Annotated in this window: 21 protein-coding genes; 14 read left to right on the forward strand and 7 right to left on the reverse strand. The window is 40.8% G+C overall.

What is annotated here, in order from left to right; all coding sequences use genetic code 11:
* Window positions 1–98: 98 nt before the first annotated feature.
* Window positions 99–569 carry a tripartite tricarboxylate transporter TctB family protein gene (locus OO007_RS06920; protein ID WP_325808249.1) on the reverse strand — a complete coding sequence of 157 codons (471 nt, stop codon included), beginning with the start codon at window positions 567–569 and terminating at the stop codon, window positions 99–101.
* A complete protein-coding gene (locus tag OO007_RS06925; RefSeq protein ID WP_325808250.1) occupies window positions 569–2,146 on the reverse strand; it encodes a tripartite tricarboxylate transporter permease in 1,578 nt (525 codons plus the stop codon). The genes OO007_RS06920 and OO007_RS06925 overlap by 1 nt, the downstream gene beginning before the upstream one ends.
* 189 nt (window positions 2,147–2,335) lie before the next feature.
* On the opposite strand from OO007_RS06925, the gene OO007_RS06930 reads away from it, so the two are divergent.
* The 9 genes from OO007_RS06930 to OO007_RS06970 all read left to right on the forward strand — a co-directional run bounded on the left by OO007_RS06930 (window position 2,336) and on the right by OO007_RS06970 (window position 10,873).
* Entirely contained in the window at window positions 2,336–3,085 is a 750-nt protein-coding gene (locus OO007_RS06930) for a GntR family transcriptional regulator (RefSeq protein ID WP_131905477.1), read from the forward strand.
* 387 nt (window positions 3,086–3,472) lie between these two features.
* Window positions 3,473–4,594 (forward strand): branched-chain amino acid ABC transporter substrate-binding protein, encoded by a 1,122-nt coding sequence (locus tag OO007_RS06935; RefSeq protein WP_325808251.1) that lies wholly within the window; start codon window positions 3,473–3,475, stop codon window positions 4,592–4,594.
* Between the two features lie 109 nt (window positions 4,595–4,703).
* Complete coding sequence (locus OO007_RS06940) at window positions 4,704–5,606, forward strand: branched-chain amino acid ABC transporter permease (protein ID WP_299881666.1); 903 nt, start codon at window positions 4,704–4,706, stop codon at window positions 5,604–5,606.
* Window positions 5,603–6,889 (forward strand): ABC transporter permease subunit, encoded by a 1,287-nt coding sequence (locus tag OO007_RS06945; RefSeq protein WP_325808252.1) that lies wholly within the window; start codon window positions 5,603–5,605, stop codon window positions 6,887–6,889. The genes OO007_RS06940 and OO007_RS06945 overlap by 4 nt, the downstream gene beginning before the upstream one ends.
* On the forward strand, window positions 6,886–7,671 hold the full coding sequence (locus OO007_RS06950; protein WP_325808253.1) for an ABC transporter ATP-binding protein: 786 nt from the start codon (window positions 6,886–6,888) through the stop codon (window positions 7,669–7,671). The genes OO007_RS06945 and OO007_RS06950 overlap by 4 nt, the downstream gene beginning before the upstream one ends.
* Window positions 7,664–8,371, forward strand: a complete 708-nt coding sequence (locus OO007_RS06955; protein WP_325808254.1) for an ABC transporter ATP-binding protein — start codon at window positions 7,664–7,666, stop codon at window positions 8,369–8,371. Before OO007_RS06950 ends, OO007_RS06955 begins: the two co-directional genes overlap by 8 nt.
* A gap of 329 nt (window positions 8,372–8,700) precedes the next feature.
* On the forward strand, window positions 8,701–9,126 hold the full coding sequence (locus OO007_RS06960; protein ID WP_325808255.1) for a hypothetical protein: 426 nt from the start codon (window positions 8,701–8,703) through the stop codon (window positions 9,124–9,126).
* Window positions 9,127–9,342: 216 nt separating this feature from the next.
* Complete coding sequence (locus OO007_RS06965; RefSeq protein ID WP_325808256.1) at window positions 9,343–9,918, forward strand: hypothetical protein; 576 nt, start codon at window positions 9,343–9,345, stop codon at window positions 9,916–9,918.
* Window positions 9,919–9,997: 79 nt separating this feature from the next.
* The gene (locus tag OO007_RS06970; protein ID WP_325808257.1) at window positions 9,998–10,873 is read left to right on the forward strand and encodes a DMT family transporter; all 876 of its coding nucleotides are present in this window, start codon (window positions 9,998–10,000) and stop codon (window positions 10,871–10,873) included.
* 196 nt (window positions 10,874–11,069) lie between these two features.
* Here OO007_RS06970 and xsc read toward each other — a convergent pair whose 3' ends face one another.
* Entirely contained in the window at window positions 11,070–12,827 is a 1,758-nt protein-coding gene (gene xsc, locus OO007_RS06975; RefSeq protein ID WP_325808258.1) for a sulfoacetaldehyde acetyltransferase, read from the reverse strand.
* A 200-nt stretch (window positions 12,828–13,027) separates the two neighbouring features.
* On the opposite strand from xsc, the gene OO007_RS06980 reads away from it, so the two are divergent.
* Complete coding sequence (locus tag OO007_RS06980; protein WP_325808259.1) at window positions 13,028–13,807, forward strand: IclR family transcriptional regulator; 780 nt, start codon at window positions 13,028–13,030, stop codon at window positions 13,805–13,807.
* Between the two features lie 135 nt (window positions 13,808–13,942).
* On the opposite strand, the gene OO007_RS06985 is transcribed toward OO007_RS06980, so the two are convergent.
* Window positions 13,943–15,583: a GMC family oxidoreductase gene (locus tag OO007_RS06985; protein ID WP_325808260.1), complete on the reverse strand. Its 1,641-nt coding sequence runs from the start codon at window positions 15,581–15,583 to the stop codon at window positions 13,943–13,945.
* A gap of 643 nt (window positions 15,584–16,226) precedes the next feature.
* Here OO007_RS06985 and OO007_RS06990 point away from each other — a divergent pair.
* The 4 genes from OO007_RS06990 (at window position 16,227) to OO007_RS07005 (ending at window position 20,500) form a co-directional block, all read left to right on the forward strand.
* Window positions 16,227–17,450 carry a TRAP transporter substrate-binding protein gene (locus OO007_RS06990; RefSeq protein ID WP_325808261.1) on the forward strand — a complete coding sequence of 408 codons (1,224 nt, stop codon included), beginning with the start codon at window positions 16,227–16,229 and terminating at the stop codon, window positions 17,448–17,450.
* 123 nt (window positions 17,451–17,573) lie between these two features.
* A complete protein-coding gene (locus tag OO007_RS06995; protein ID WP_131905473.1) occupies window positions 17,574–18,101 on the forward strand; it encodes a TRAP transporter small permease in 528 nt (175 codons plus the stop codon).
* Between the two features lie 13 nt (window positions 18,102–18,114).
* Window positions 18,115–19,404 (forward strand): TRAP transporter large permease, encoded by a 1,290-nt coding sequence (locus OO007_RS07000; protein ID WP_131905472.1) that lies wholly within the window; start codon window positions 18,115–18,117, stop codon window positions 19,402–19,404.
* 391 nt (window positions 19,405–19,795) lie between these two features.
* A complete protein-coding gene (locus OO007_RS07005) occupies window positions 19,796–20,500 on the forward strand; it encodes a DUF599 domain-containing protein (protein WP_165874655.1) in 705 nt (234 codons plus the stop codon).
* A gap of 115 nt (window positions 20,501–20,615) precedes the next feature.
* Here OO007_RS07005 and OO007_RS07010 read toward each other — a convergent pair whose 3' ends face one another.
* From OO007_RS07010 to OO007_RS07020, 3 genes are all read right to left on the reverse strand, one after another.
* Entirely contained in the window at window positions 20,616–21,413 is a 798-nt protein-coding gene (locus OO007_RS07010) for an IclR family transcriptional regulator (protein ID WP_325808262.1), read from the reverse strand.
* A 140-nt stretch (window positions 21,414–21,553) separates the two neighbouring features.
* Window positions 21,554–23,086 (reverse strand): MocR-like pyridoxine biosynthesis transcription factor PdxR, encoded by a 1,533-nt coding sequence (gene pdxR / locus OO007_RS07015; protein ID WP_325808263.1) that lies wholly within the window; start codon window positions 23,084–23,086, stop codon window positions 21,554–21,556.
* A gap of 249 nt (window positions 23,087–23,335) precedes the next feature.
* Window positions 23,336–24,727: an aminotransferase family protein gene (locus tag OO007_RS07020; protein ID WP_325808264.1), complete on the reverse strand. Its 1,392-nt coding sequence runs from the start codon at window positions 24,725–24,727 to the stop codon at window positions 23,336–23,338.
* Between the last annotated feature and the right edge of the window lie 66 nt (window positions 24,728–24,793).

The following is a 24,793-nucleotide window of genomic DNA, read 5'->3' on the forward strand; positions in this document are numbered from 1 at the left end:
TGGCACGTCTTTGTTCGTTGATACATCGTAATTCCTCCTTAGGATATTTGCGCATGTGTAAAATGACTCCATGTCTTTTTATTTTTTTCTTGGAATAGTTATATCAACCATCCTGTTGGTGTTCGTACATGCAAGAGATTCCAGAACAGTAAAAACAGCACTATCATGAAAATTGTTGAAACAACAAGTTTAAAAATTCCTCGCTTACGATTTGTCATATCGCATCTGCCGTAAATCACACAGATTGCGAAATAAGCGAAAAATGAGGTGACATAGAAACCGACAACTTCTAATAAAAATAGATAGATAAAACCCACAGCCAAGCCGGGTAGCAGTGTTTTCCACTTGATAAGCTTAGGTAAACTGTCAGAGAAATTGACCGTTTTTGCCGTATTCTTAATGACTTTAATAATCAGCGTAACGGCTAATAAAGTAATAATGACTGCTGCAATTCTAGGAAATAAATAGACTTCAGCATCTGTTTTATAAAAAGATGTAATTAGCGCAAGTGTAGCGATACCAGCTGTTACAAGTGCGGCTATATGTTCTTTAGATTTAAACCAAATCATCAAACTGCTCCTTGAGTGTTATTGTCTTTCTGCGTGTTACTGTTATTTCTTTCTTTGCTCTGTCGTTCTTTATCGGCCAATATCTTCTGCTTTAATTTGTTCATTTTTGCTTCTGAATAAGCGCTGTATCCAATTGATAGAATCACAAGCGTGATCATCGTGATATTCAACACACCAGAAGTGAAGTAATTAAAGACACCATCACTGGCTTCTCCAATCAATTTTCCTTGTAAGAAATTGTCCTCTGCGATGGGCCCAAGAATAATGCCTAAAACAACAGGTGCAGGACTAAAACCAAGCTTGCTACCAAAGTACATAAACACACCAAGAGTAGCCATTATCAATACATCTGAATAACTAGATTGAATACTGTAAGTACCAAATACCGCTAAGATAAATATGGTCGCCGCCATAAAGTGAGCAGGGACTTTCATAATCCAGCCACTGTGCCTGCTGAGTATTAGCCCAATGATTAACATGAAGACTTGTGCAACAAGTAACGAATTAATAAAAGTCCAGGTGACTTCAGCGTGTTCTGTGAATAAGGTCGGGCCAGGAAATAAACCATGTATCAATAATCCACCGAGTAACACCGCGGCGGTTGGGCTACCAGGAATACTAAGCGTCAGTAAAGGCACGAGTGAAGGGCCTACCATCGCATTGTTTGCAGATTCTGCCGCGATAACACCATCGGGTTCACCTTTGCCGAATTTGTCAGGATTTTTACTGAGTTTCTTCGCCTGATCATAAGCAACTAGGCCCGCAATTTGTCCACCAGCTCCGGGTATAACGCCGACAATCACCCCAATAATTGAACCAATAGACAGCGCTTTGATGCGAGTGAGGTTGTATAGAACAGCCTTTAATACATTGGATTCACCCAAATCGTGGATGGCGGCATCTTTGGCATCTCGGGATTTCTCGATAAGATTTAATACTTGAGGAATGGCAAATAAACCAATCAACGCAGCGACAATATGAATGCCACTTTCAAGGTGTTCGTTGTATACGAAACGATCTTCACCGAGCATTGGATTCGCACCAATGGTAGAAAGCGCAATACCGATGATGCCTGAGAGCAACCCCATGACGACCGATTTACTGCCAATTGTGCCGATGATTGTTATCCCCAGAATTGCAATCCAGAATAACTCTGTAGGTCCAAATTTAAGCGCAAGCTTTGCAAGTGGGGGAGTGAAAAATATCAGGATGATAATGCCAATTATTCCACCAACAAATGAACTGGTAAAACAATAGAAGAGTGCTTCAGCAGCCCGTCCTTGCCCCGCCAGTTTATGTCCGTCTAATGCGGTGGCAATATTAGCGGGTGCTCCGGGCACATTAACTAAGATCGCACTAATGGCTCCACCAGCGACGGTTGCGGTATACATTGCACCTAATAAAATAAGACCTGCCGCCGGTTCCATATGGAAAGTAAATGGAATCATCAAAGCGACAGCCATGGTAGGGCTTAAACCGGGTAAAGCACCAAGAATTAAACCTGCAAGGGTGCCACCTATCAGTAAAGACATATGGTATACGGTAAATACATTACCGAAATAATTTAAGAATTCCACTTTGCTCCTCTTAAAGCTTTTGTCTTTTTTTGTATTATTGTTGTAAGTAGAAATATCAGATGACTTGAACTATAGTTAAGGTTATCTGAAGGTCATACAGCTCATATATATGAGTTAGTGGTATTAAGATAGTAGTACTCTCTTTAACTGTCAAATATTTATTATTAAAAAACCAAAACACACATACAAATGACTAAAAATCCAAACATCGATGAAAGCGCTAATCACAGGCAAGTGCAGCCTCTTTATCAAAAAGTAGAAGAACATATTAAGCATCAAATAGAACAGGGTGAACTCACGCCTGGTGATCTAATCCTGTCCGAACCGCGTCTGTCTAAGGAATTAGATGTGAGTATCGGCACCGTTAAAAAAGCTCTGGATAACTTAGTCTGGCAAGGTTTGTTGTATCGACATCAAGGCAAAGGTACTTTTGTTTCAAGTATCGATTTTAACAATAGTTTGTTTCGGTTTTTCTCTTACGCTGATGCTGCAGGTCACGAAGTAAGAATTAGAAAATCGACAACCGATCGCTGGTTGGGCAAAGGCCCCAAAGAAATTTGCGAGAAACTAGAAGTAGCAGAGGGTACCGAATTACTCTTCATAGAACGAATTGGCTCCATTGATAACACCCCCACGTTTATCGAAAACTCCTGGTGGATTGCCGAGTTGGTGCCCGATCTGGAAAAAGAAGAAACACACATCCCGGACCTGTTTTACGCGTTAATTGTCGATCATTATAAAATTCCCATTGTGCGTGCGGAAGAAACATTAACCGCTGAAGCTTGTGATAAACACACCGCTGAGAAGCTGAATATGAAGATAGATTCTCCAGTGGTGGTTTTGAATCGATCTACATTTACCAGCGGGAGTAAAATAGTTGAGGTAAGAACAACACGAGGTCGCGCAGATCAATTTAGTTATAAACGTGAAATACGCTAGTCTCTATGTCAGCTGGCTAGTAAAGAGTAGTTATTGTGGCGGATAAGCTTAAAACTGATAGCTTAAATTTCAAAATGGCACCCCCCTACTTACAGGGCTTTTTTTAGTCGGCTTACTAAAAGACAACCTAATAACTGGCTAGCGGTGTATAAATTCTCTTGACGTTTTTAAACAATTAAATGAAAAAAGCGCCTCAAAGTAGGGGGGTGGCTTTGCAATTTCTTCAATTAGATTGTTTATTTGATTTTCAGTGAATTAAGAATAGAAAAGTTATTTTTGTGATTCACATCAAAATATTTATTCTTTATCATATTTCTTGGTGGTGTTTTCTGCCATATTTTCCTATTCTCAGGAGATGATACTTTTATATAACCGAAGGATACAATAATGAAAAAATCATTACACAAAACTGTTGCTGCTACATTACTAGGACTTGCCTTTGGGGCGACTGGTTTAGTTAGCGCTGACACTATTAAATTAGGTGTTGCCGGACCACACAGTGGCGATTTAGCATCTTATGGTATTCCAACGACTAAAGCGGCTGAGCTTGTAGTAAAAGAAATCAATGCTAAAGGCGGCATCGATGGCAAGATGGTCGAGTTACTGGTTGAAGACGATGTGTGTAAGCCAGAAATTTCAACGAATACCGCGACTAAATTAGTCTCTGAAGGTGTTCACGCGGTACTAGGGCATATCTGTTCTGGCGCAACAAAAGCAGCATTGCCGATCTATAAAAGTGCAAATATCATTGTAATCTCTCCATCTGCTACCAGTCCTGGTTTAACGCAGAGCGGCGAATACCCAAATTTCTACCGTACTATTGCATCGGATGATGCTCAGGCTAAGAAAGCAGTAGATTTTACTCTGCAAAATCTGGGTCTGAAGAAAATCGCAGTGATTCACGATAAAGGTGATTATGGTAAAGGTTTTGCTGATTTCGCGAAAAAATTCTTAGAAGAAGCGAAAGATGGTGAAGTTGTATTGTTCGAAGGTGTAACGCCTGGAGCGGTTGATTACTCTGCGGTTGTGCAAAAAATTAAGCGTTCAGGTGCTGATGCGGTTATCTACGGTGGTTATCACCCAGAGGCGTCTAAGATTGTAACGCAAATGCGTAAAAAGCGTATGAAGACGCCATTTATCTCTGATGATGGTGTTAAGGATGATACGTTTATCAAAGTAGCAGGTAAGTACGCAGATGGCGTTTATGCTGCCGGTCCTAACGACAATTCAAGCAACCCTGTTGCAAAAGCAGCTAACGAAGCACACAAGAAAGAGTTCGGAAAAGATCCGGGTGCTTTCTATGAAAATGCTTATGCGGCGGCTTTAGCGATCTTGAATGCGATTGATAAAGCAGATTCAACTGACTCTGACAAAATTGCCAAAGCACTTCATGAAAACGAAATCTCAACTCCGGTAGGAGACATCAAGTTTGATGAGAAAGGCGATGCAACGGGTGTCGGCTTCTCAATGTATCAAGTTGTTGATGGCAAATTCACTGAAGTTAAATAAGTTAGAGCAATTTAATTGCGAATGACGATATTAATAACTTTAGAAAATTAATGAAGTAAAAAATAAACCTAGGGCGGTTTTATCGCTCTAGGTTTTTTAGTGTGAGCACATGGAATATTTTATAGAATTATTTTTTAGTGGTTTAACCCGCGGTTCAATATATGCATTGATCGCATTGGGTTATACCATGGTATATGGAATCATTGGCCTGATTAACTTTGCCCATGGTGAAATTTATATGATCGGTGCGTTCACCGCTTATGTTATAGCCACGGTATTGGGTATTTATGGTTTTCCGGTATTGGCGATTATTGTTCTAGCGGGTTTAGCTGCTGCAATCTGGTCCAGTGCCTATGGATATACCATTGAGAAAGTCGCCTATAAACCGATAAGACACGCACCGCGTTTGTCACCATTAATCAGCGCAATCGGTATGTCTATTTTCCTTCAGAATTATGTTTTGCTCGCACAAACCTCTGATTTTTTAGCATTCCCGGAATTGATCCCCGATTTTGAATTCATGGAGCCGATTGCGCATATCGTTGGAACCACGGACATGGTGATAATTGTCAGTACCATAGTCATCATGTTACTTCTGACCTTATTCATCAAAAAATCCCGTACCGGTAAAGCGATGCGTGCAACCGCTCAGGACCGCACCATGGCAAAACTCATCGGTATTAATGTCGATCAGGTTATTTCGGTGACATTTATTATTGGTTCTGCACTGGCGGCATTGGGTGGTTTGTTGATTGCCTCTCATATCGGCCAGATCAATTTTTACATCGGTTTCATCGCCGGTATCAAAGCATTTACCGCCGCTGTTTTAGGTGGCATCGGTTCAATACCTGGTGCAGTTTTAGGTGGTTTTATCCTGGGATTAACCGAGAGTTTTGCGACCGGTTACGTCTCTAGTGATTATGAAGATGTATTCGCATTTTCCCTTTTAGTCTTAATCCTTATTTTTAAGCCATCAGGTTTACTCGGTAAGGCGGAAGTGCAAAAAGTATGATTAACGATAATGCACAAAACGATAAAGACATCAAATTGATCACAGAAATCACGCGATCATTAAAGGTTGCGCTTTGGTTTGTTTTTCTCACTTTTCCACTGTTAGTGATAAAAGTTGATGCCTTAGAAAAGACTGTAGAATATCGCTGGCAGAATATGTTGTACGTTGCGATCGGTACTTTTCTGGTTTCCTTATTGAGTAAATTTTTCTTGGACCAGAATACCAAGCGCAAGGAAAGAGCAGCGTTGGTGACCGAGCCTCAAATCGGGTTTCTGGAAAGAATATTTAACGAGCCTAAATACCTGTATCCGATTGCATTTGCAGCTTGTGTATTCGCATTAATTTTTCCGCTGATTTTTTCTCCTTACCAGACGAATATTATGACAACAGCACTGATGTATGTGGTGTTGGGTTTGGGCTTAAATATTGTGGTGGGCATGGCTGGTCTGTTGGATCTTGGCTTTGTTGCCTTCTACGCAGTGGGTGCATACAGTTACGCCTTATTGAATACACATTTTGATTTAGGCTTCTGGATAGTATTGCCGATTGGCGCAATTCTGGCGGCTTTATTCGGGATTATTTTAGGTTTCCCTGTACTGCGTTTACGCGGTGATTATTTGGCCATCGTTACTTTAGGTTTTGGTGAGATTATTCGATTGGTATTGGAAAACTGGAATGAGTTCTCGCAGGGGCCCAGTGGTATTTCTAATATAGATCGTCCGGGTTTGTTTGGAATGGAATTAACCCTCAATCAATCCATCAACTATATGTTCTATATAATGATTGCTTTGGTGCTTTTCACTATATTCTTTGTTAATCGCCTACAGAATTCGCGTTTAGGCCGAGCCTGGATAGCATTGAGAGAAGATGAGATTGCTTGTCAGGCAATGGGAATCGATAAAACCAAAACCAAGCTGACTGCGTTTGCTTTAGGCGCAACATGGGCGGGTATGGTTGGCGTTATCTTTGCGGCGAAAACGACCTTTATCAATCCCGCTAGTTTTACCTTTTTAGAATCAGCAATCATCTTGGCGATTGTGGTGATTGGCGGAATGGGTTCGATTGTCGGTGTTATTGTTGGCGCCTTTGTCTTGATTCTGTTGCCAGAATATCTACGTGCATTATCTGATTATCGAATGTTAGCTTTTGGTGCAATTATGGTGATGGTGATGATCTATCGACCACAAGGTATTATTTCGAATGTGCGCAAGCATATTCAGTACGACCCTGAATCAAAGACTGCTAAGAAACGTGTAGATACTACACAGGCAGGGAAGTCATGAGTCTCATTCTCGATGTAAAAAAACTTAGTATGCGCTTTGGTGGAATTCATGCGCTAACCGATGTCGACTTACAAATTAGCAGCGGTGAAATCGTTGCATTGATTGGACCTAACGGCGCGGGGAAAACAACCTTCTTTAACTGCGTTACAGGTATTTATAAGCCAACGTCTGGCGATGTATTGCTCAATACACCGAAAGCCAAGAATATTCGATTGAATGGTCTAAAGCCCAATCAGGTTACGATTAAAGGAATGGCGAGAACCTTTCAAAACATTCGTTTGTTTCAAAGCATGAGTGTTCTGGAAAACGTCATGATTGGTCGTCACTGCCGAACTAAATCATTTATTTTTGGTGCGGCTTTTAGAACTAAATTCACCCGCGAGGAAGAGCAGCAAACCGTCGAGACAAGTTACGCAATTCTGAAAAAAATTGGTTTGGAAGGCTCAGCCAATGAACTTGCGAGTAACTTATCTTATGGCGAGCAACGTCGTCTGGAAATTGCGCGCGCCTTAGCCACAGAACCTTCGCTACTTCTTTTGGATGAGCCTGCTGCCGGAATGAATCCGCAAGAGACTCAAGAGTTAGAAGCGTTGATTTTAAGACTGCAGCAAGAAGGTCAGGCTATTTTATTGATAGAGCATGATATGAAATTGGTAATGAATCTGTCGCATCGTATTTATGTGCTGGATTACGGCACTTTGATTGCTACAGGCACTCCGCAGGAAGTACGTAATAATCCTGCTGTAATTAAAGCTTATCTGGGAGAAGGCGCTGATGCTTAAATTACAAGACGTTCACAGTTACTACGGTAATATTGAAGCGCTCAAGGGTATTAGCCTTGAAATAAATGAAGGTGAAATCATTAGTTTGATCGGCGCTAATGGCGCCGGCAAATCAACCACGTTGATGTCGATTAGTAATATTGTTTCACCGCGTCAGGGTTCAATCATTTACCAGGGTGAATTGATCAATACCAAACCACCTGAAGACATTGTAAAGATGGGCTTATGTCAGGTGCCAGAGGGACGCCATATTTTTCCGCATTTAACCGTGCGTGAAAATCTTGATATGGGTGCTTTCCTTAGAGATGACAAAGACGGTATCAAAAAAGACCTAGATTATGTCTTTTCACTTTTCCCTATTCTTAAAGAAAGGTCAGGTCAATCAGGTGGAACATTAAGTGGTGGAGAGCAACAAATGCTCGCAATCTCACGTGCCCTGATGTCACGTCCGAAACTATTGTTGTTAGACGAGCCTTCCATGGGACTCGCGCCCATTATTATTGCGCAAATTTTTGACATCATTAAGCAAATCAACGAAGAGCAGAACACCACTATTTTTCTGGTTGAGCAAAATGCGAATCAGGCGCTGCATATAGCGGATAGAGCATACGTCATCGAAAATGGTAAAATTACCATGAGTGACAATGCGGATGCTTTGATGTCTAACCCTGATGTGCAGAAAGCGTACCTAGGAATTTAGCTTTTAGACTGCAAATTGTTAGTTTCTCTGCCCCTCTGCCCAACTTACCTTTCGAATATGTGTGAAACTCTACAGCGTTTCAATGTGAATGCTTATTTATTTGTGACCTAGATCAGATTCACATTAATATTTGATATGCTTGTTAGAGTAATGATTTATTATAAATGTGAGAAAAGAATAATAATGTGTCACTTAAGTATTTCCATTACTTTTTTTTAGTAACAAGGTTTGTGTAAACTATATTTTGATCACATTTTAAATGTAAAAAATACAGGCTCTACCACCATAGCCAACACTCTTTAACGACAGTCAATAGGAGATGAAATAACGTGCAGACTGATTTTAAAAAGTTGCTCTTATTTGTCATTTCCTACGTCATTATCACTTTGATTATTGCGTATGGCTGGAACGTCGTTTTGTTTCGAGATTTGTACGAAGCGCTAGGCGCAAATACACGTGCTGATCCAATTGTCTGGATGGGTATCATTGTTATGGTGATTCAGTCGATTGTAATCGCTTATGTTTATCCGTACTTTTACCGATCAGGATCTCATCCTGTGGCTCAGGCAGTAACCTTTAATTTACTCATGGGCACTATGGCATATTCGGTGATAGGTTTTGGTATTGCCGCTAAATTTCAAATAGATCCTATTTTGCCTTATTTAATGTACACCTTGATGTTTCAGGTTTTTCAGTTTGTTTTCACTGGTATCGCATTGGGCTTGATATACGGCAGGTTAGAAAATAATTCCTAATGCGTTCCAATAAACTTTGAGCATTGCCTGTACCGAAGTAGCTAATTGATAAAGCTTTAGATATCGTGCCTACATATAATCTTATAAACATTCATTGCTAGTCTTGAAGATACTGTAAAAAAAACGCCCGTAAGTAGGGGGGTGCCTCAAGCAGTATTATTTGACTATAATGTTATTCAACAGTTGCTTTGAGTCAGTCAAAATAAGGATATTTCATTGAAACGTTTAATCTCTTTCCTCCCACTCGTATTGTTGTTAACCGTATTCTCCGCTGAGGCAAATTATTACGCTAATAACGAAATAAATACTTATGACCCAGTATCAGGTTATTACTACAAGGCAATCGTGTCAGTAGCTGAAGGCAAGGGGATTTTAAGCAGTAAGAAATCATCACGAAAAATGACTAATTTAGCCATTTATGATCCTCGTTCTGAAACACATAAATTACTGTTTGATAAGAGCAGTGACAGGATGATTTCGTTTGTTTATTTTGAATCGGCTTATCAGGGTAATAGCATTCAATTCAACGGTGCAGAAGTCGCTTATAATCCCGTGATTAAAAACAATGCGTCAGTCCCTGAGCGCCAACCTAAAGATAAGTTACTGATTGGTTTGAAAGACAATGAAAAACGGGTAACAGACCTCTGGGTATCTAAAAAAGATGGGTCAGAATTACAAAAGGTAGTCAGTGTTGGTGTTGGTTCTAGCTGGCATATCGATGTTAAAAACGCAGTTATACGCGTTGTGATGATCAATAATCAAGACCTCGAAATCCAAAACTTCTCTTGGTAATTATCAAGCCAGGTATTTATAAACTAGGCGCGATAATTTTATCTAGACATTCACAAGATTTGGTATTGGTGAATCCAACATGAAATTATCAAACTCTGTCAAAGCAATGCTGTGGATGCTGGGTGCAGTCATGTCGTTTACGTCGATGGCAATTGCTGGCAGGGAAATGGCCGTTGAGTTAGATACCTTCGAAATCATGTTGTATCGCTCTATGATTGGTTTAATCATCGTAATCATTATTGCGAGATTTACCGGCACGCTATCGACCATCACAAGAAAACGCTTTCGGTTGCATTTTATTCGAAACGTGAGTCATTTCATTGGTCAGAATCTTTGGTTTTATGCGGTAGCCATCATTCCGTTCGCACAGGTTTTCGCGTTTGAATTTAGTACACCAATATGGGTCGCTTTATTAGCCCCCATTTTTCTCGCCGAACGATTAACCAAAATTCGTTTACTCACCGTTGTTATCGGTTTCGTAGGTATTCTCATCGTTGCACAGCCGGGAAGTATTGTAATAAGTTCAGGAGTAATAGCCGCTGCATTGTGTGCGGTAGCCTTTGCAGGTGCGTATATTGGCACCAAATTACTTTCTAAAACGGAAAGTATTAGCTGCATCATGTTTTGGTTAACGGCGATTCAACTGGCGCTTGGGATCGTCTGTGCAGCTTACGATGGCGATGTTGCGATGCCAAGTCTTGCGACCTTACCTTTGATTGTGCTGGTTGCCTGTGCGGGTTTATTTGCCCATTTCTGTATAACATCAGCACTGAAACTGGCTCCAGTAATGTTTGTGTCCCCGATAGATTTTTTGCGTTTACCCATTATCGCGTTGATTGGCGCTAGCTTTTATAACGAAGCTATCAATGCTTGGGTGATTGTTGGTGCGATTATTGTTTTCGGTTCGAACCTGTTAAATATTTGGGGAGAGAATAGGGCAAAAGTGGTTAGCTGATATTATCAAGCGAATACATTATCAAACGAATAATGTTCTCTTTTTAATCTCGTTTATTCAGTGCTATCTATTCAAATGGCACCCCCCACCTTTGAGGGCTTTTTTTATTCAACGAATATTTTACTCATAAAAAAAGCCCGTCCAACAAACGTTGAACGGGCTTTTTATTAGCCTAAATCATTAAGCGATCTAACGATTATACGTAATCTTTATACTTCTCAAGGTAACGTACTGGCTTGCTCAATGCATCTTTACGGAACGGGTCGCCTAATTCACGAGTTGTGAAGATCTCGATGATAGTCGTCTTGCCTTCGTTCATCTGCATGTCGATAGCTTTTTCTAGTGCTGGTCCGACTTCTTCAAGCTTAGTAACAGTGATTGCTTCTGCACCCATTGCTTTAGCGATTGCTGAGAAGTCCTGATCTGTTAGCTCAGCCGCTGTGAAACGACGACCGTAGAAATCAACCTGGTTCTTCTTCTCTGCACCCCAATGACGGTTGTGGAATACAACAGCAGTAACAGGGATGTCATGACGTACACAGGTCATAGTTTCCATCATGCTCATTGCCCATGCGCCGTCACCAGCGTATGAGATTGCAGGACGGTGTGGAGCAGCCTTCTTAGCACCGATGATTGTTGGGAATGCGTAACCACAGTTACCCCAGCTCATTGCTGCGAAGAAAGAACGTGGCTTTTCAAAACGTAGGTAGCTGTTAGCTACAGAGTTGATGTTACCGATGTCTGTAGAAACCATTACGTCTTCTGGCATTGCGTTTTCAAGAGCGCGTAATACCTGACGTGGAGATGGGTAACCAAACTCTTTGTTTTCTTCAACCATGTCCTGAGAGAAATCATCTTTCTCATGAACCCATTCAGTTAGTTCTTTTTCCCAAGCTGTCTTCTCTGCGTTCATTGTTGCAACACGCTCATCTTTGTTCGCGTCACTTACTAGATCACGACCTTCTAAACGGTCAACAAGTGCTGTTGCTGCTTCACCTGCGTCGCCGCAAATACCAACAGAAATGTCTTTAACTAGACCAAGCATTTTGTGATCAGCATCGATCTGGATGATCTTTGCTTCAGTTGGCCAGTAGTCCATGCCGTGTTGTGGCAATGTACCGAATGGACCAAGACGTGAACCTAAAGCGATAACAACGTCAGCCTGTGCGATCAGCTTCATTGAAGCTTTAGAACCTTGATATCCTAGTGGACCACACCATAGAGGGTGACTTGCCGGGAATGAGTCATTGTGAAGGTAGCTGTTTACAACAGGTGCATTCAAACGTTCTGCAAGCGCTTTACATTGCTCAACTGCATCACCCATTACAACGCCACCACCAGAAATGATCACTGGGAATTTAGCATCCGCAATCAAGTCTGCTGCTTCATCAAGGCTGTGTGTTCCACCTGGTCCACGATCTAAACGCATAGGCTTAGGAATCGTAACGTCTATTTCACCGTAGAAATAATCACGTGGAATATTTAATTGTGTAGGACCCATTTCAGACATTGCACGGTCAAAACAACGTGCCGTGAATTCTGCCATACGAGCCGGGTGACATACGTGACCCTGGTACTTAGTGAACTCTTCAAACATAGGTAGCTGGTTAGCTTCCTGGAAACCACCAAGGCCTTGACCCATGGTTCCTGTTTCAGGAGTAATCATTACTAAAGGCGTGTGTGCCCAGTATGCTGCTGCAACTGCTGTTACAGAGTTAGAAATACCAGGACCATTTTGTCCGATACTTACACCGTGCTTACCTGTAGCGCGAGAGTAACCATCAGCCATGTGCGTTGCACCTTGCTCATGTACAACCGGAATCAAACTAATTCCTGCTGGTGCGAAGATATCCATCGCATCCATAAATGCAGAACCCATAATTCCAAATATGGTGTCTACGTCATTCGCGACCATAGTCTCTACGAATGCTTCACTTGGCGTCATTTTAGCCATTTCGATCTCCTCTGTAGTAAAGCTGTTACATAGTATTGTGTAACAGTAATGTGTAGCTGTGTTAAGAAAATTGAGATTAATCGTCTCATTAATTTAAGTCAATCATTTTTTTCACTAAATGAGATGAATAATCTCATTTTTGTGTACATCGGTATTTTAAACGTGTATTTTAGAGTTAAACTATAGGACAAAAGGTCAATATGAGTAGTGATAACGCCACCCAATCGACATTAATACGCGGATTTATGTTGCTAGAAACCATCATGAAGGCAGATAAACCACTGACCAGCGCATACCTTGCGGAAGACCTGGATTTACCGAAAGCGACGGTTCACAGAATTGCACAACAACTGGAAGAAGAGGGTTTATTGCAACGTGAGCCCAACGGTAAACGGTTTGTAGGTGGCTTACGTTTAAGAAAACTCGCAACTGCTGTGCTATCTAATTCTGTCATGACAGCTAGCAGACACCTGATATTACAAAGTTTGTCTGAGAGTATTAATGAAACCGTCAACCTGACGGCATTGGACGGTAATGAAATCATCTATCTGGATCGTATCGAAAGTAACTGGCCATATCGCATACATTTACCCGTAGGTTCGCATTTACCGTTACATTGCACCGCTGCAGGAAAGTTATTTCTGGCGAATATGAATACGGCATGGCAGCAACGATATTTAAAAGCGGCGAGTCTTTCAAAGCATACCGATAAAACAATCACCAGTGTCAAAGAGCTCCGCGGACAATTAAGACAGATTGCTGAAGAAGAAGTCGGTTTTGATCAGGGTGAATATCTTGATGGTATGATTGCTTTGGCGGTACCTGTAAAAAATGAGCAGGGTGATGTGTGCTATTCAATAGCGGTTCATGCACCTAGCGCGCGCATAAGTCTTGATGACCTTAAAGAATACATTCCTCAACTTAATAAGGCGGCCACCAAGATCTCAGGGCTTGAGTCTGCGGAGTATGATGAGGCTTAGAATATCCTGCCTGTGCTTTCGCTCTTAATTTTATTGTTATAGAAATATCTAGACTAACTTACACGCCTTTTAGTATCACATGAACAAAAAGGCCTCATAAGTAGGGGGGGTGGCTTATGAATAAGCTGAAGAGTATTAGCTTTTATTGTCTTCTAGAATCATATCTGCACCTTTCTCTGCAATCATAATAGTCGGAGCATTGGTATTCCCTGATACTATTTCTGGCATAATAGATGCGTCTATAACGCGCAATCCTTGTATACCGTGAACTTGTAAACGGTCATTTACCACTGCCATCTCATCATTGCCCATTTTGCAGGTGCTGGTTGGGTGGTATATGGTTTGGCTATATTTGCGCGCGGCATCCAGTAATTCTTCATCGGTCTGGAATTGACGCCCAGGAACATATTCATCAAGAATCTCGGTTTCTAACGCAGGTGCTTCAGCTATTTTTCTGGCAACTTTAATGCTTTCAATCGCCACTTCAACATCTCGGTCATCCGATAAATAGTTGGGATGAATTGCGGGGTACTTTAGTGGATCCGTTGATGTGATTTCTAAATGACCACTGCTATGAGGGCGCAACTGACAAACAGATGCGGTAAAGGCAGAAAAAGGATGTACGCCATCACCAGGCTTATCAGCACTCAATGGTTGAAAATGAAATTGAATGTCAGGACGTTCTAATTCGGGCTTTGTTTTAGTAAAGATAACGATTTGGCTAGCTGCCAGGGTTAATGCACCGGTACGTTTAAAGAAGTATTGTAATCCCACTTTAAATTGTTTGAAGTAACTGTTTAGTTCGTCATTTAGGGTATTTTGTTTGGTCTTATAGACTAGGCGTATTTGCAGATGGTCTTGAAGGTTTTGTCCTACGCCGGGTAATTCTTTAACAACCGGAATATTATGTTTGTTCAATAGCTCTGAGGAAGCAACCCCTGAGAGTTGTAATATCTGTGGTGAGCCAATAGCACCTGCAGCCAATATAACTTCTTTAGAGGCTTTTACTGTTTGCAAGTCACCTTTGCGTAAAAACTCGATGCCTATAGCTCTAGGTGTCTCGCCAGACTGGTCAAATAAAATACGCGAGGTGTGTGCATGCGTCATCACGGTCAAATTGCTTCGACTACGTGCAGGCTTCAAAAAGCCTTTAGCTGTGCTCCAGCGAAAGCCTTTGTGTGCCGTTTGCTGGAAGTAGGCAACGCCTTCCTGTTTTTCACCGTTATAGTCTTCATTAAAAGGTATACCGATTTGTTTGGCGGCTTTGATAAATAGATCTGCTATAGGCCTGCGCAAACGTAAATCAGACACTTTTAGCGGACCACCAACACCATGATAATCATTAGCGCCGCGTTCCTGATCTTCTGATTTTTTGAAATAGGGGAGAACATCACTAAATGACCAGCCTTTATTACCCAATTCTTCCCAGCGATCGTAATCTTCTTTTTGACCGCGAACATATAAAAGGCCATTCAGAGAACTCGAACCGCCTAATACTTTGCCTCGAGGCCATTGTAGTTGTCGTCCAGCAATGCCTTCGTCTGGCTCGGTCATATAGCACCAGTCTGTGGCAGGGTTGTGCATGGTTTTAAAGTAACCGACTGGTACGTGTATCCATGGGTTCCAGTCTTTAGTGCCTGCTTCTAGCAATAACACGCGATTTGCAGGATCGGCAGAGAGCCTATTGGCTAATACACAGCCGGCAGAGCCAGCACCAACAACTATATAGTCAAATTCTTGTTCATTTGAATGCGCACTATTTACTGCTGATGTCATTTTTTATCTCCCGAATTTAACAAATCTCGGCTTATATTAATCATAATTTTCATTTTTTGGAACAATTAGTTTCATTTTATTTAAAAAATGGTTGATATTAGTAATGTGTATGGATATATTTAGATCAACTTAGGGATTTCATATGATGAAACAAAACATAGTTTTAATTTTCCAATTGTAATAATTAGATTTTGAACTATACTGATGTAAGCGCTTACAATTAGGGGTTTTTTGATAGTTTAATTTTAAGCTCAACCTGGTTTTTGTAGTGCTTCTGCATCATCAATTTTAAAAAAATGAATAGCGTTTTTTGATCTTAATACACAGGTTTTTACGGATATATATTCGGCAAAATCTAAGCGTCAAAGAACAGGTTCTAAGTGTTAACTTCAACAACAATAATAAATAAAGCTCAGAAATATATTTAAAAGGTGACTATAGTTTTATTAACTCTGTCACTGTTTAAACCCCGCATTAATTTGCTTTCCGTAATGAAGGGGCATTTCTAAATGTGAAAGCAAATAAGCTACAAAGCTTTATTAAAATGAGCAGTTTTTATATTTGTCTTGTTCTTTTATCTAAAAAAAAGATCAGGCATATCAAAAAATAATGCTGATAAATTTAAACCGGAGGAAGATGTAATATGGATAGTAAAAAAGGAGTATCTCGTCGCGACTTTATGAAAGTTGCCGGTCGTTATGGTATGAGTTCTACATTGATGGCAGCTGGCGGTATCGCTGCAACTGCGTCTCTGACTCAATTAGCCCAGGCTGCTGAAGAAACAGATAAAAAACGTTACGCCGTTGAACCAAAGTTTAAATTAAAATTTGGTGCTTCAGGTTTTAGTGAGGCAGCATTAGACATTCAAAAGTCTGGACAATTATTCTTCGCGCGTGATCTTGAAGAACGCACAAATGGCGCAATCAGAGTAGAATTTATCGGCAACAATGCAATTTGTGGTCAAACTAGCTGTGTTAAGAAATCACAACAAGGCATCGTTGATATGGTTTCTGCTTCAACACAAAACTCAGCAGGTGCAGCGCCTTATCTTAATGTTCTTGATTATGCTTATATGTTCCCTTCAAGAGCTGCGCAATTCCACTTTTTCTACAGTAATAAAAGTGAAAAATTATTCCGTCAACCATTAAGAGACAAGCATAAACTGCATTTCTTATTCACACACTGTGAGTTACGCGGCCTACAAATGGGTCTGAAATACGCTGATAAGCCAGACATTACCAGTATTGATGAATTGGCAGGTACTAAAAATCGTGTAACTGGTACTCAGTTAGGTCGTATTGCCATGGACTTAATGAAACTTAATCCAGTACCAGTTGCCTGGTCTGAAACCTTAGATGCATTAAAAACGGGTCTTATTGATGGTGCTGAAACCTGGGCATCTGCAGTTGCTTACGCGGGTATGTCACCAGTAGTTTCGCAATCAGTAGATCTGAAGTTCTTCTGTGGAACAGAGTTTACCGGAATAACAGTACCTGTATTTGATAAGTTGGGATCTGACTTACAAGATGATGTGATGGAATCTGCATATACTGCTCAAATCTTTACTCAAGGTATGAATGAAGCAGGCATGTATGAAATCACTGGTGCGACTAACCCGCAAAACCCAAATAGTCTGTTTGCTAAAAACAAGACTCGTGTAATTACTTTATCTGATGAAGAATTATTGAAAGCTGAAAAAATGTGTTCACCTGAATATGTTCCTGAGCCTTGGGAACAGTGGCGTGAGCGTTTGAATAAGTGGTCTGGCGGACATGATACCTATAAAGAAATTTATGATATCGCTCGTGAAATTCCAAAAGATACACACGCTGTTAACGTCAAGCCTAACAGATGGTGGAGAGCTTAATCTCTTAGTTTTTTATCGTTGTAAATGACTAGGAGCACCTTTTTCAAAGGTGCTCCTAGTCATTTATTCAGTTACTTTTAAATTAAATCATCTGATTATCCATCAAATTACAGGGTTATATACATGGGAATACTCCGTTCACTTTTTAATTGGCTAGATGAAAATATAGAAAAAGTCGTCATTGTAATTTCATATACAGCCATGGCAGGCATAATCTTTGTCGAAGTTATTCGCAGATTCTTTTTCAATCTACAAGCACCTTGGAGTACGACTGTACCCATTCTTTTATTCTTATGGCTGACATGGTTTGGCTGTTCTTACAACATCAAGAAACGCACACATTTGGCATTAACAGAGGTGCGCGCTCGGTTACCTTATAAATTACAATTTGCCGCCTTGGCATTAGACGGAATTCTGTGGATCGTTTTTGCAGGTGTGGTCATCTATTACACCATTCTTCAAGTGCACAGTTCTTACGATAACTTTGCGATTGTCGGGGGTACTAACGATGTTATGCAATGGTGGTTCTATCTTGCAACACCGCTTTCATGGACGTTGATTATCTTCCGTGTGATTCAGCGATTCCTGGAAGACCTTAGAGTCTATAAAACGGGTGAGCCTTTTGTTTTACAAGGCCTCTTAAACGAGTAATAGGAGATATAAAATGACAGATGGAATGTTAATAACGCTTATCTCCCTCGGAGTTACGTTTTTCTTTATTATCGGTGTGCCGATATTTTTAGTGATTGGTTTTTGGGTGGTTGGTGTCAGTCTAGTTATCGATTTTACCCTGGCTAACGTAGGTGTAACCTTATTTGAAGGCTTGAGTTTCTTTGGGCTTCTCGCACTACCCTTATTTATTATGACGGGTGACTTGATTAATGCTGCAGGTATCGCCAAACGATTGTCTGATTTTGCTTATTCTTGTCTAGGTTTTATTCGAGGTGGTTTGGGCATGGCGTCGATAAGTGCCTGTGGGATGTTTGCGGCAATTTCTGGGTCAAACTCGGGAACGACGGCAACCATCGGTAGCATTATGCACCCAGAAATGACTAAGGGTGGATATGACAAAACCTTTGCAGCAGCAACCATTGCTGCAGGTGGTACGGTTGGAATCATCATTCCGCCGAGTATCATCTTTATCGTTTACGGTTTCTTACTTAATTTACCGATAAGTGAATTGTTTATCGCCGGTATGTTGCCAGGTTTGGCGATGGTGGTTGCGATGATGTTCACCTGTTACCTCATTAGTCGCAAAAACGGTTGGGGACATATCATAAAGTGGGAACCAAAACGCATCATGAGAACAGGTCTTAGGGCCTACCTTGGTTTTGTTGCGATTTTCATTGTTGTGTATGGTATTTATTCTGGATTGTTTTCACCGACAGAAGCAGCAAGTGTGACCGTTGGTTTTAGTGTGATAGCAGGTCTGTTTATTACACGAGAAATCAAATTCAAGAGTCTTCCAAAAATCTTGATGAGATCAGGTCATATCACAGGTATGTTGGCACCGTTAATTGCGGTATCGGTTGTGATGCAACAGATTCTATCTTTGATAGGAGCCGGAGAGTGGATCGGTTCACTTATCACCGGTTTGGGTGATCCAACGATAATACTTCTTGCTTGTATGTTATTGGTGTTGGCCGCTGGAACAGTATTAGAAAGTTTACCTAATACCATTATTCTTGCGCCTATTTTGGCACCTATTGCTTATACGGCAGGTGTTGATCCTATTCACTTTGCGGTTATTTTCCTAGTGGGTGATGCAATTGGTTTTATTACGCCTCCATACGGATTAAACCTTTATGTTGCGAGTGGTATCACTGGTATTCCATACTTCTCAATCGTTAAGCATGTGCTTCCGTACTTATTAGCGTTGACTATTGTCTGGATAATTATTGCCTTCTGGCCGCCACTATCATTGGTTCTGTTACAGTTTGCAGGTTTGAGTTAAATAGCATATAGCTTATAGATAAAAAAGGCCGCTAATTTTTAGCGGCCTTTTTTTATAAAGTAATCGTATCAAGGCGTGTTTACTTAAATCACTGAATTGGTTTTAGTGTCTTTAATGTACATCCCGTCTTTTTGCATCACACCATGTGTTTAGCATCACGCCACGGGTTACGTTTATCAAAAATACGCTTACCTTATTGATAGTAATAAGATAATACGTTTAAAAAAGTTATCGTGGTATTGGGAATGATGATTACTTATCGGGTATAGTTCACAGGTAGTTTTAACAGTATTTATTTGTAACGTTTGAGATTGCACTCATATATTTATTTAACAAGCACTCACAAGACATAGAGTAAAAAAGCGGATTTCATCATTATGGTCAATTTATCGTGTTAGCAGCGTTAAGTAATGTAGGGATTTCATCTCTCGATTTAATCGCATTGTCGTGGTTTATCATAATATGGATAGTCTATATTCGATTTACTCGTTATAAGTTTTATACACACAAAGTAGGCTTATTAGCTGAAATGAACGTTGTCCGGAATGAATGGGCTTCGGAGCTGATTAAACGCGATAACCGTATTATGGATAGTCAGGTAATCAATGGCTTAATTCGTAAAGAAAGCTTCTTCGCATCAACCACTATGTTGATTATAGCCAGTTCGCTCGCCTTGATTGGTGCCGGTGATGACGTATTAAAAGTATTCCAGAACATTCCGTTTTCTCAAACCACATCTAAAGTATTGTGGGAGTTAAAAGTACTGGTGCTGATCGTTATTTTTATGTTCGCTTTCTTTAAATTTACCTGGTCGATTAGGCAACATTCTTACTGTTCAACGTTTCTGGGTTCTATTCCAGCAGCCAAAGAGTGCGAAACAGAAAATGCTAAAGCAAAATCCAGACAACTTGCGCAATTGAGTAGCCTTGCAGCGAATCATTTTAATGACGGCTTACGCGCATATTATTTTGCGTTGGCTGAGTTAAGTTGGTTCTTCCATCCGTTTGCTTTTATATTATCGTCAACGTGGGTTGTGATTATTCTATACCGTCGTGAATATCACTCTAAAGCACTCGCTATTCTTAAAGCTCGGTAGTTATCTATAGTTACCCTTGTTTAATAATTAGTTCGTTTAGGTGTAACTAAAAAAAACGCCTCAAAGTAGGGGGGTGACTTTATTTCGCTTTCAGTCTTGTCGTATTAATACTTTGTTATTTATTGTTATCGCTAAGGCTATCACAATAACTAGATGCCAATGCCGCTGACGCTCGTTTCAATGCGGGAATGAATTGCCGCAGGCTATCTATAGAATGACGGGTTGTAGGCGCATGAATCGCTACTGTAAAGCAGATTTTATTATCGTTATTAAACACTGGTACAGCGATTGCAACCATGCCTTTTAGTAATTCTTCGTTGTCATAAGAAACACCTTCCGCTTTAATCTTTTTTAATTCGACTTCTAGCGTTTCAGGCGAAACCATTGTCTGGTCTGTATTTTGTGACAGTTGCGCTGCATTTAACAGACGTTTTCTCTCTCTCGGTTTCATGTGAGCAAGAAATAGTTTGCCACTGGATGTGGCGTGTAGCGGTAAACGTGAGCCGGGTCGCAAATTGATTTTAATCGGCCAATTGCATTCAACACGGTCAAAATAAACAATGTGATTGCCATCCAGCATGGTGCAATTACACGTTTCTTCAACTTCTTCTGAAAGGGCTTCAAGAATGGCATGTCGTGGCGCACCCAGAGAAGCATTTGAAATAATTTTCAGCGATAAACTCTGTAATTCATCTCCAATGATAAAGCGTTTATCAATAGGATCTCTTTGCAAATAACCATTCGCTTCGAGTTGCGTTGCAATTCTGTGAACGGTTGGTTTTGCTAAATTGAGCTCTGCTACTAAGTCAGTGATCGAAAGTGGCCGGCTTGAATTCGATACTGATTGAAGTATCGAAAGTCCACGAAGTAAGGTTGAATTGGTCGTTGAGTTTTTATCGTCGGAATCGGCCATATAGGTTTTTTGTATTTACTAGCAAAGATTAGTCATAATACCCTATTTAGTTTGGTATTTGTACTTAGCTACCATTTAATAGAAAGTTGAAATGTAAGAAAAAAAAGCCTCCAAAGTAGGGGGGTGGCAACAGCAATTATTTAAGTTAATTGCTTAATTTTTTCTACGATCTTTTCGATACCTGTGGCAATTTTTTCTTCTGGTAATGAAGAGAACCCTAAACGGAAATATTCGCATTTATCTTTTTTCGGGTAGAAATACACGTCACCGGGTTCAATCAGAACGCCTTCGATTAGAAGCTCTTCAGCGAGCTTGCGAGAATCTAATCCTTTGGGGCCTTTTATCCAGAGTGCAGAACCGCCGTGTTGTGACTCTAATGCCTCTCCGGGGAAATTCTCATCTATCTGAGCACGCATCGTGTTGGAACGCTTATATAGCGTGAGGCTGAGTTTACGAATCAAGGAGTCGTGATAGCCGCGTTGTAAGAAACGCGCAATGATAAATTGATTGTTACTCGGCGGATGTTTCAACATCAAGCGCCTTAACACGCGGGCTTCTTCGATAAATTCCTTGGGTGCCACCATAAAACCTAAACGAATACCTGGCGCTAGTGTTTTTGAAATACTGCCGATGTAGATCACGCGCCCGTCGGAATCCAGACTTTTCAGGGCGGCGAGTGGTTTTTTATTGTAGGTCAGTTCTGCTTCGTAATCGTCTTCAATGATAATGAAGTTTTTATCTTTAGCTTTCTGTAATAGCTGAGTTCGACGTTTTTGCGGCATGGTCACCGTGGTTGGGTATTGGTGGCTCGGCGTAATATACACGCAATCACAGTTATCCAGTTTTTTGTCGATGACTAAACCATCTTCATCCACATCAAGGCAGGCAACCTTATCGGTTTGGGTAAGAAAGGTGTTTCTTGCATCGACATAACCGGGGTTTTCAATGCCGATGGTTTTGTCTTTGTTGAGTAAAAGCTGCGCTGCGAGAAAAATTGCGTTTTGTGCGCCTAGTGTTACCAGTATTTCATCCGGTTCAACAAATATGCCACGACGAGGTAATAGCTTGTTATGGATTTGATCGATTAGTTCTGAGTTGTCCTGATCGATATGGTCAGAAGCCCAGTCGTAAATGGCAGAGATACTTGCGGCATCACGGCAGCATTCGCGCCAGTCTGATATAGGAAATATTTCTTTGTCGTATTGACCGTATAAAAAAGCGTAGGGAAAGTTTTGCCAGTCTTGTTCTTTTCTTGCGGTAACAAATTTACTTGGTTGAATGCTGAAAAGCTGTTTCCAGTCTAAGCTGGATTTTCCTTTGGTTTCTGTGTCTTGTGGTTTTGTATTTGCATAACCCGATAGCACATCTTCACAAACGTAATAGCCACTGCGTTGACGCGTTTCGATAAAACCCTCATCCACTAGGTTTTGATAGGCAAGTACTACCGTATTTCGAGAGACTTTTAATTGATCCGCTAATTTTCGTCCCGAAGGCAATGGCATGCCGGGCCTTACATGACGATTAACGATCGCTGACACCATCATTTCCTGGATACGGGATTGCAGCGTCCCAGTTGATGTTTCTGATAGTTGAAATAGATATTCAGTCAAACTCGATTGTCTCTTTTTATATAGATTATTCTGATCCCATATCGGACCCAGCGATAGATCCATCTCTTATATTTATTCTATGAGAATCAGTATAGTTTAGAAAAAGGAATTTAAAAAAATAAAAATCCACCACCACTAACTCCCTAAGGAGAGTGATGGCAGATTCTTACAACTTAGTTAATGTCTAATTTGTGAGGGAAATCTAAATTAGTTTAACATTTGGTTGCATCTATAAGTGTAGCCAAAAAAAATGCCTAAAAGTAGGGGGGTGACCCAATTTTAGGCATTTTGTTATAAATTAATCGCTTAGCGTTAATTTAATCGGGTAATTGCAGCGTCAATCGCATCCATAATTTCATCGATATCATCTTTTGTCGCGATTAAAGCAGGTGCAAGACATAGCGTGTTATTCAATGTTGCAAAGCTACGATTTGTTCTACCGATAATAACGCCGTTTTTCATACAATCAGCTGCGATTGCTACTGAAACGCTTTCATCCATAGGCTCTTTGGTTTCGCGATCTTTTACGAGCTCGATACCTAAGAACAAACCTTTACCACGTACATCTCCGATCATTGCATGCTTTTCTTTCAGCGCAAGCATTCTATCCATCGCGTACTCACCCATCTTGGTTACGTTCTCAAGCAGGTGTTCTTCTTCTATGATCTTCATGTTTTCGATAGCCGCTGCCGGACCAGCAGTACAACCACCAAAGGTAGAGATATCACGGAAGTAGCTCATGTTATCGCTTGGGTCTTCTTTAAACATATTGAAGACTTCTTCAGTTGTTACGGTACAAGAGATTGCTGCATAACCAGAAGCAACGCCTTTTGCCATTGTTACGATATCAGGCTTGATGCCGAAATGCTGGTAACCGAACCATGTTCCTGTGCGTCCAAGACCACAAACCACTTCATCAACAATCAACAGTAGGTTGTATTTTTTACAAAGTTCCTGAATTTTCTCGTAGTATCCAGCTGGTGGTGTGATTACGCCGCCACCTGCCGTAATTGGCTCTACAATAACTGCACCGACTGTATCTGGGCCTTCAGCGAGGATTACTTTTTCCATTTCCAGTGCTGCTTTTACACCGTAGTCAGTCGTTTCTTCAAACTGCGAACGGTATTCACAACAGTGTGGGAATTCAACAAAACCCGGTGTAAACGGACCGTACTGGTCTTTACGTTGAAGTTGTCCCGTAGCGCTCAATGCGGTAATGGTAGTTCCATGATAGTCACGCTCACGGAAAAGAATCTTGTGTTTTTTGCCGTTATATTTGTTGTGTGAAATTTGACGAACCATTTTGAAGGCTTTTTCATTCGCTTCAGAACCTGAGTTCGAATAATAAACGCGGTTCATGCCAGGCATTTTATCAATCAGCATTTCTGCGAATTGTGCGCCTGGTGCGCTACCCATAGAACCAGCAAAGAAGTTCATGGTTTTGATTTGCTCGTAAACTGCTTTGGCGATACGCTCGCGGCCATAGCCAACGTTTACAGTCCAGACAGCGCCAGCAACAGCATCAAGATATTCATTGCCTTTATCGTCGGTTATTCTTAAACCTTCTCCAGAAACCATCATCATGGGCGTGGTTGTTTCAAAACCTTTATGTTGCGTAAGATGATGCCAAACGTGTTTTTGATCTTTTGCTGCTAGTTCTTCGATTTCGGTAGCTGGTGTGGTATTAACGTTGGTATTACCCATGATTTTCTCCCTCTGAGATAACTGAGATAGTAAATAGATACAGTTTATCAATACTCTTTATTGATT

The sequence above is a fragment of the Cocleimonas sp. KMM 6892 genome (assembly GCF_035798195.1).
GTDB lineage: Bacteria > Pseudomonadota > Gammaproteobacteria > Thiotrichales > Thiotrichaceae > Cocleimonas > Cocleimonas flava.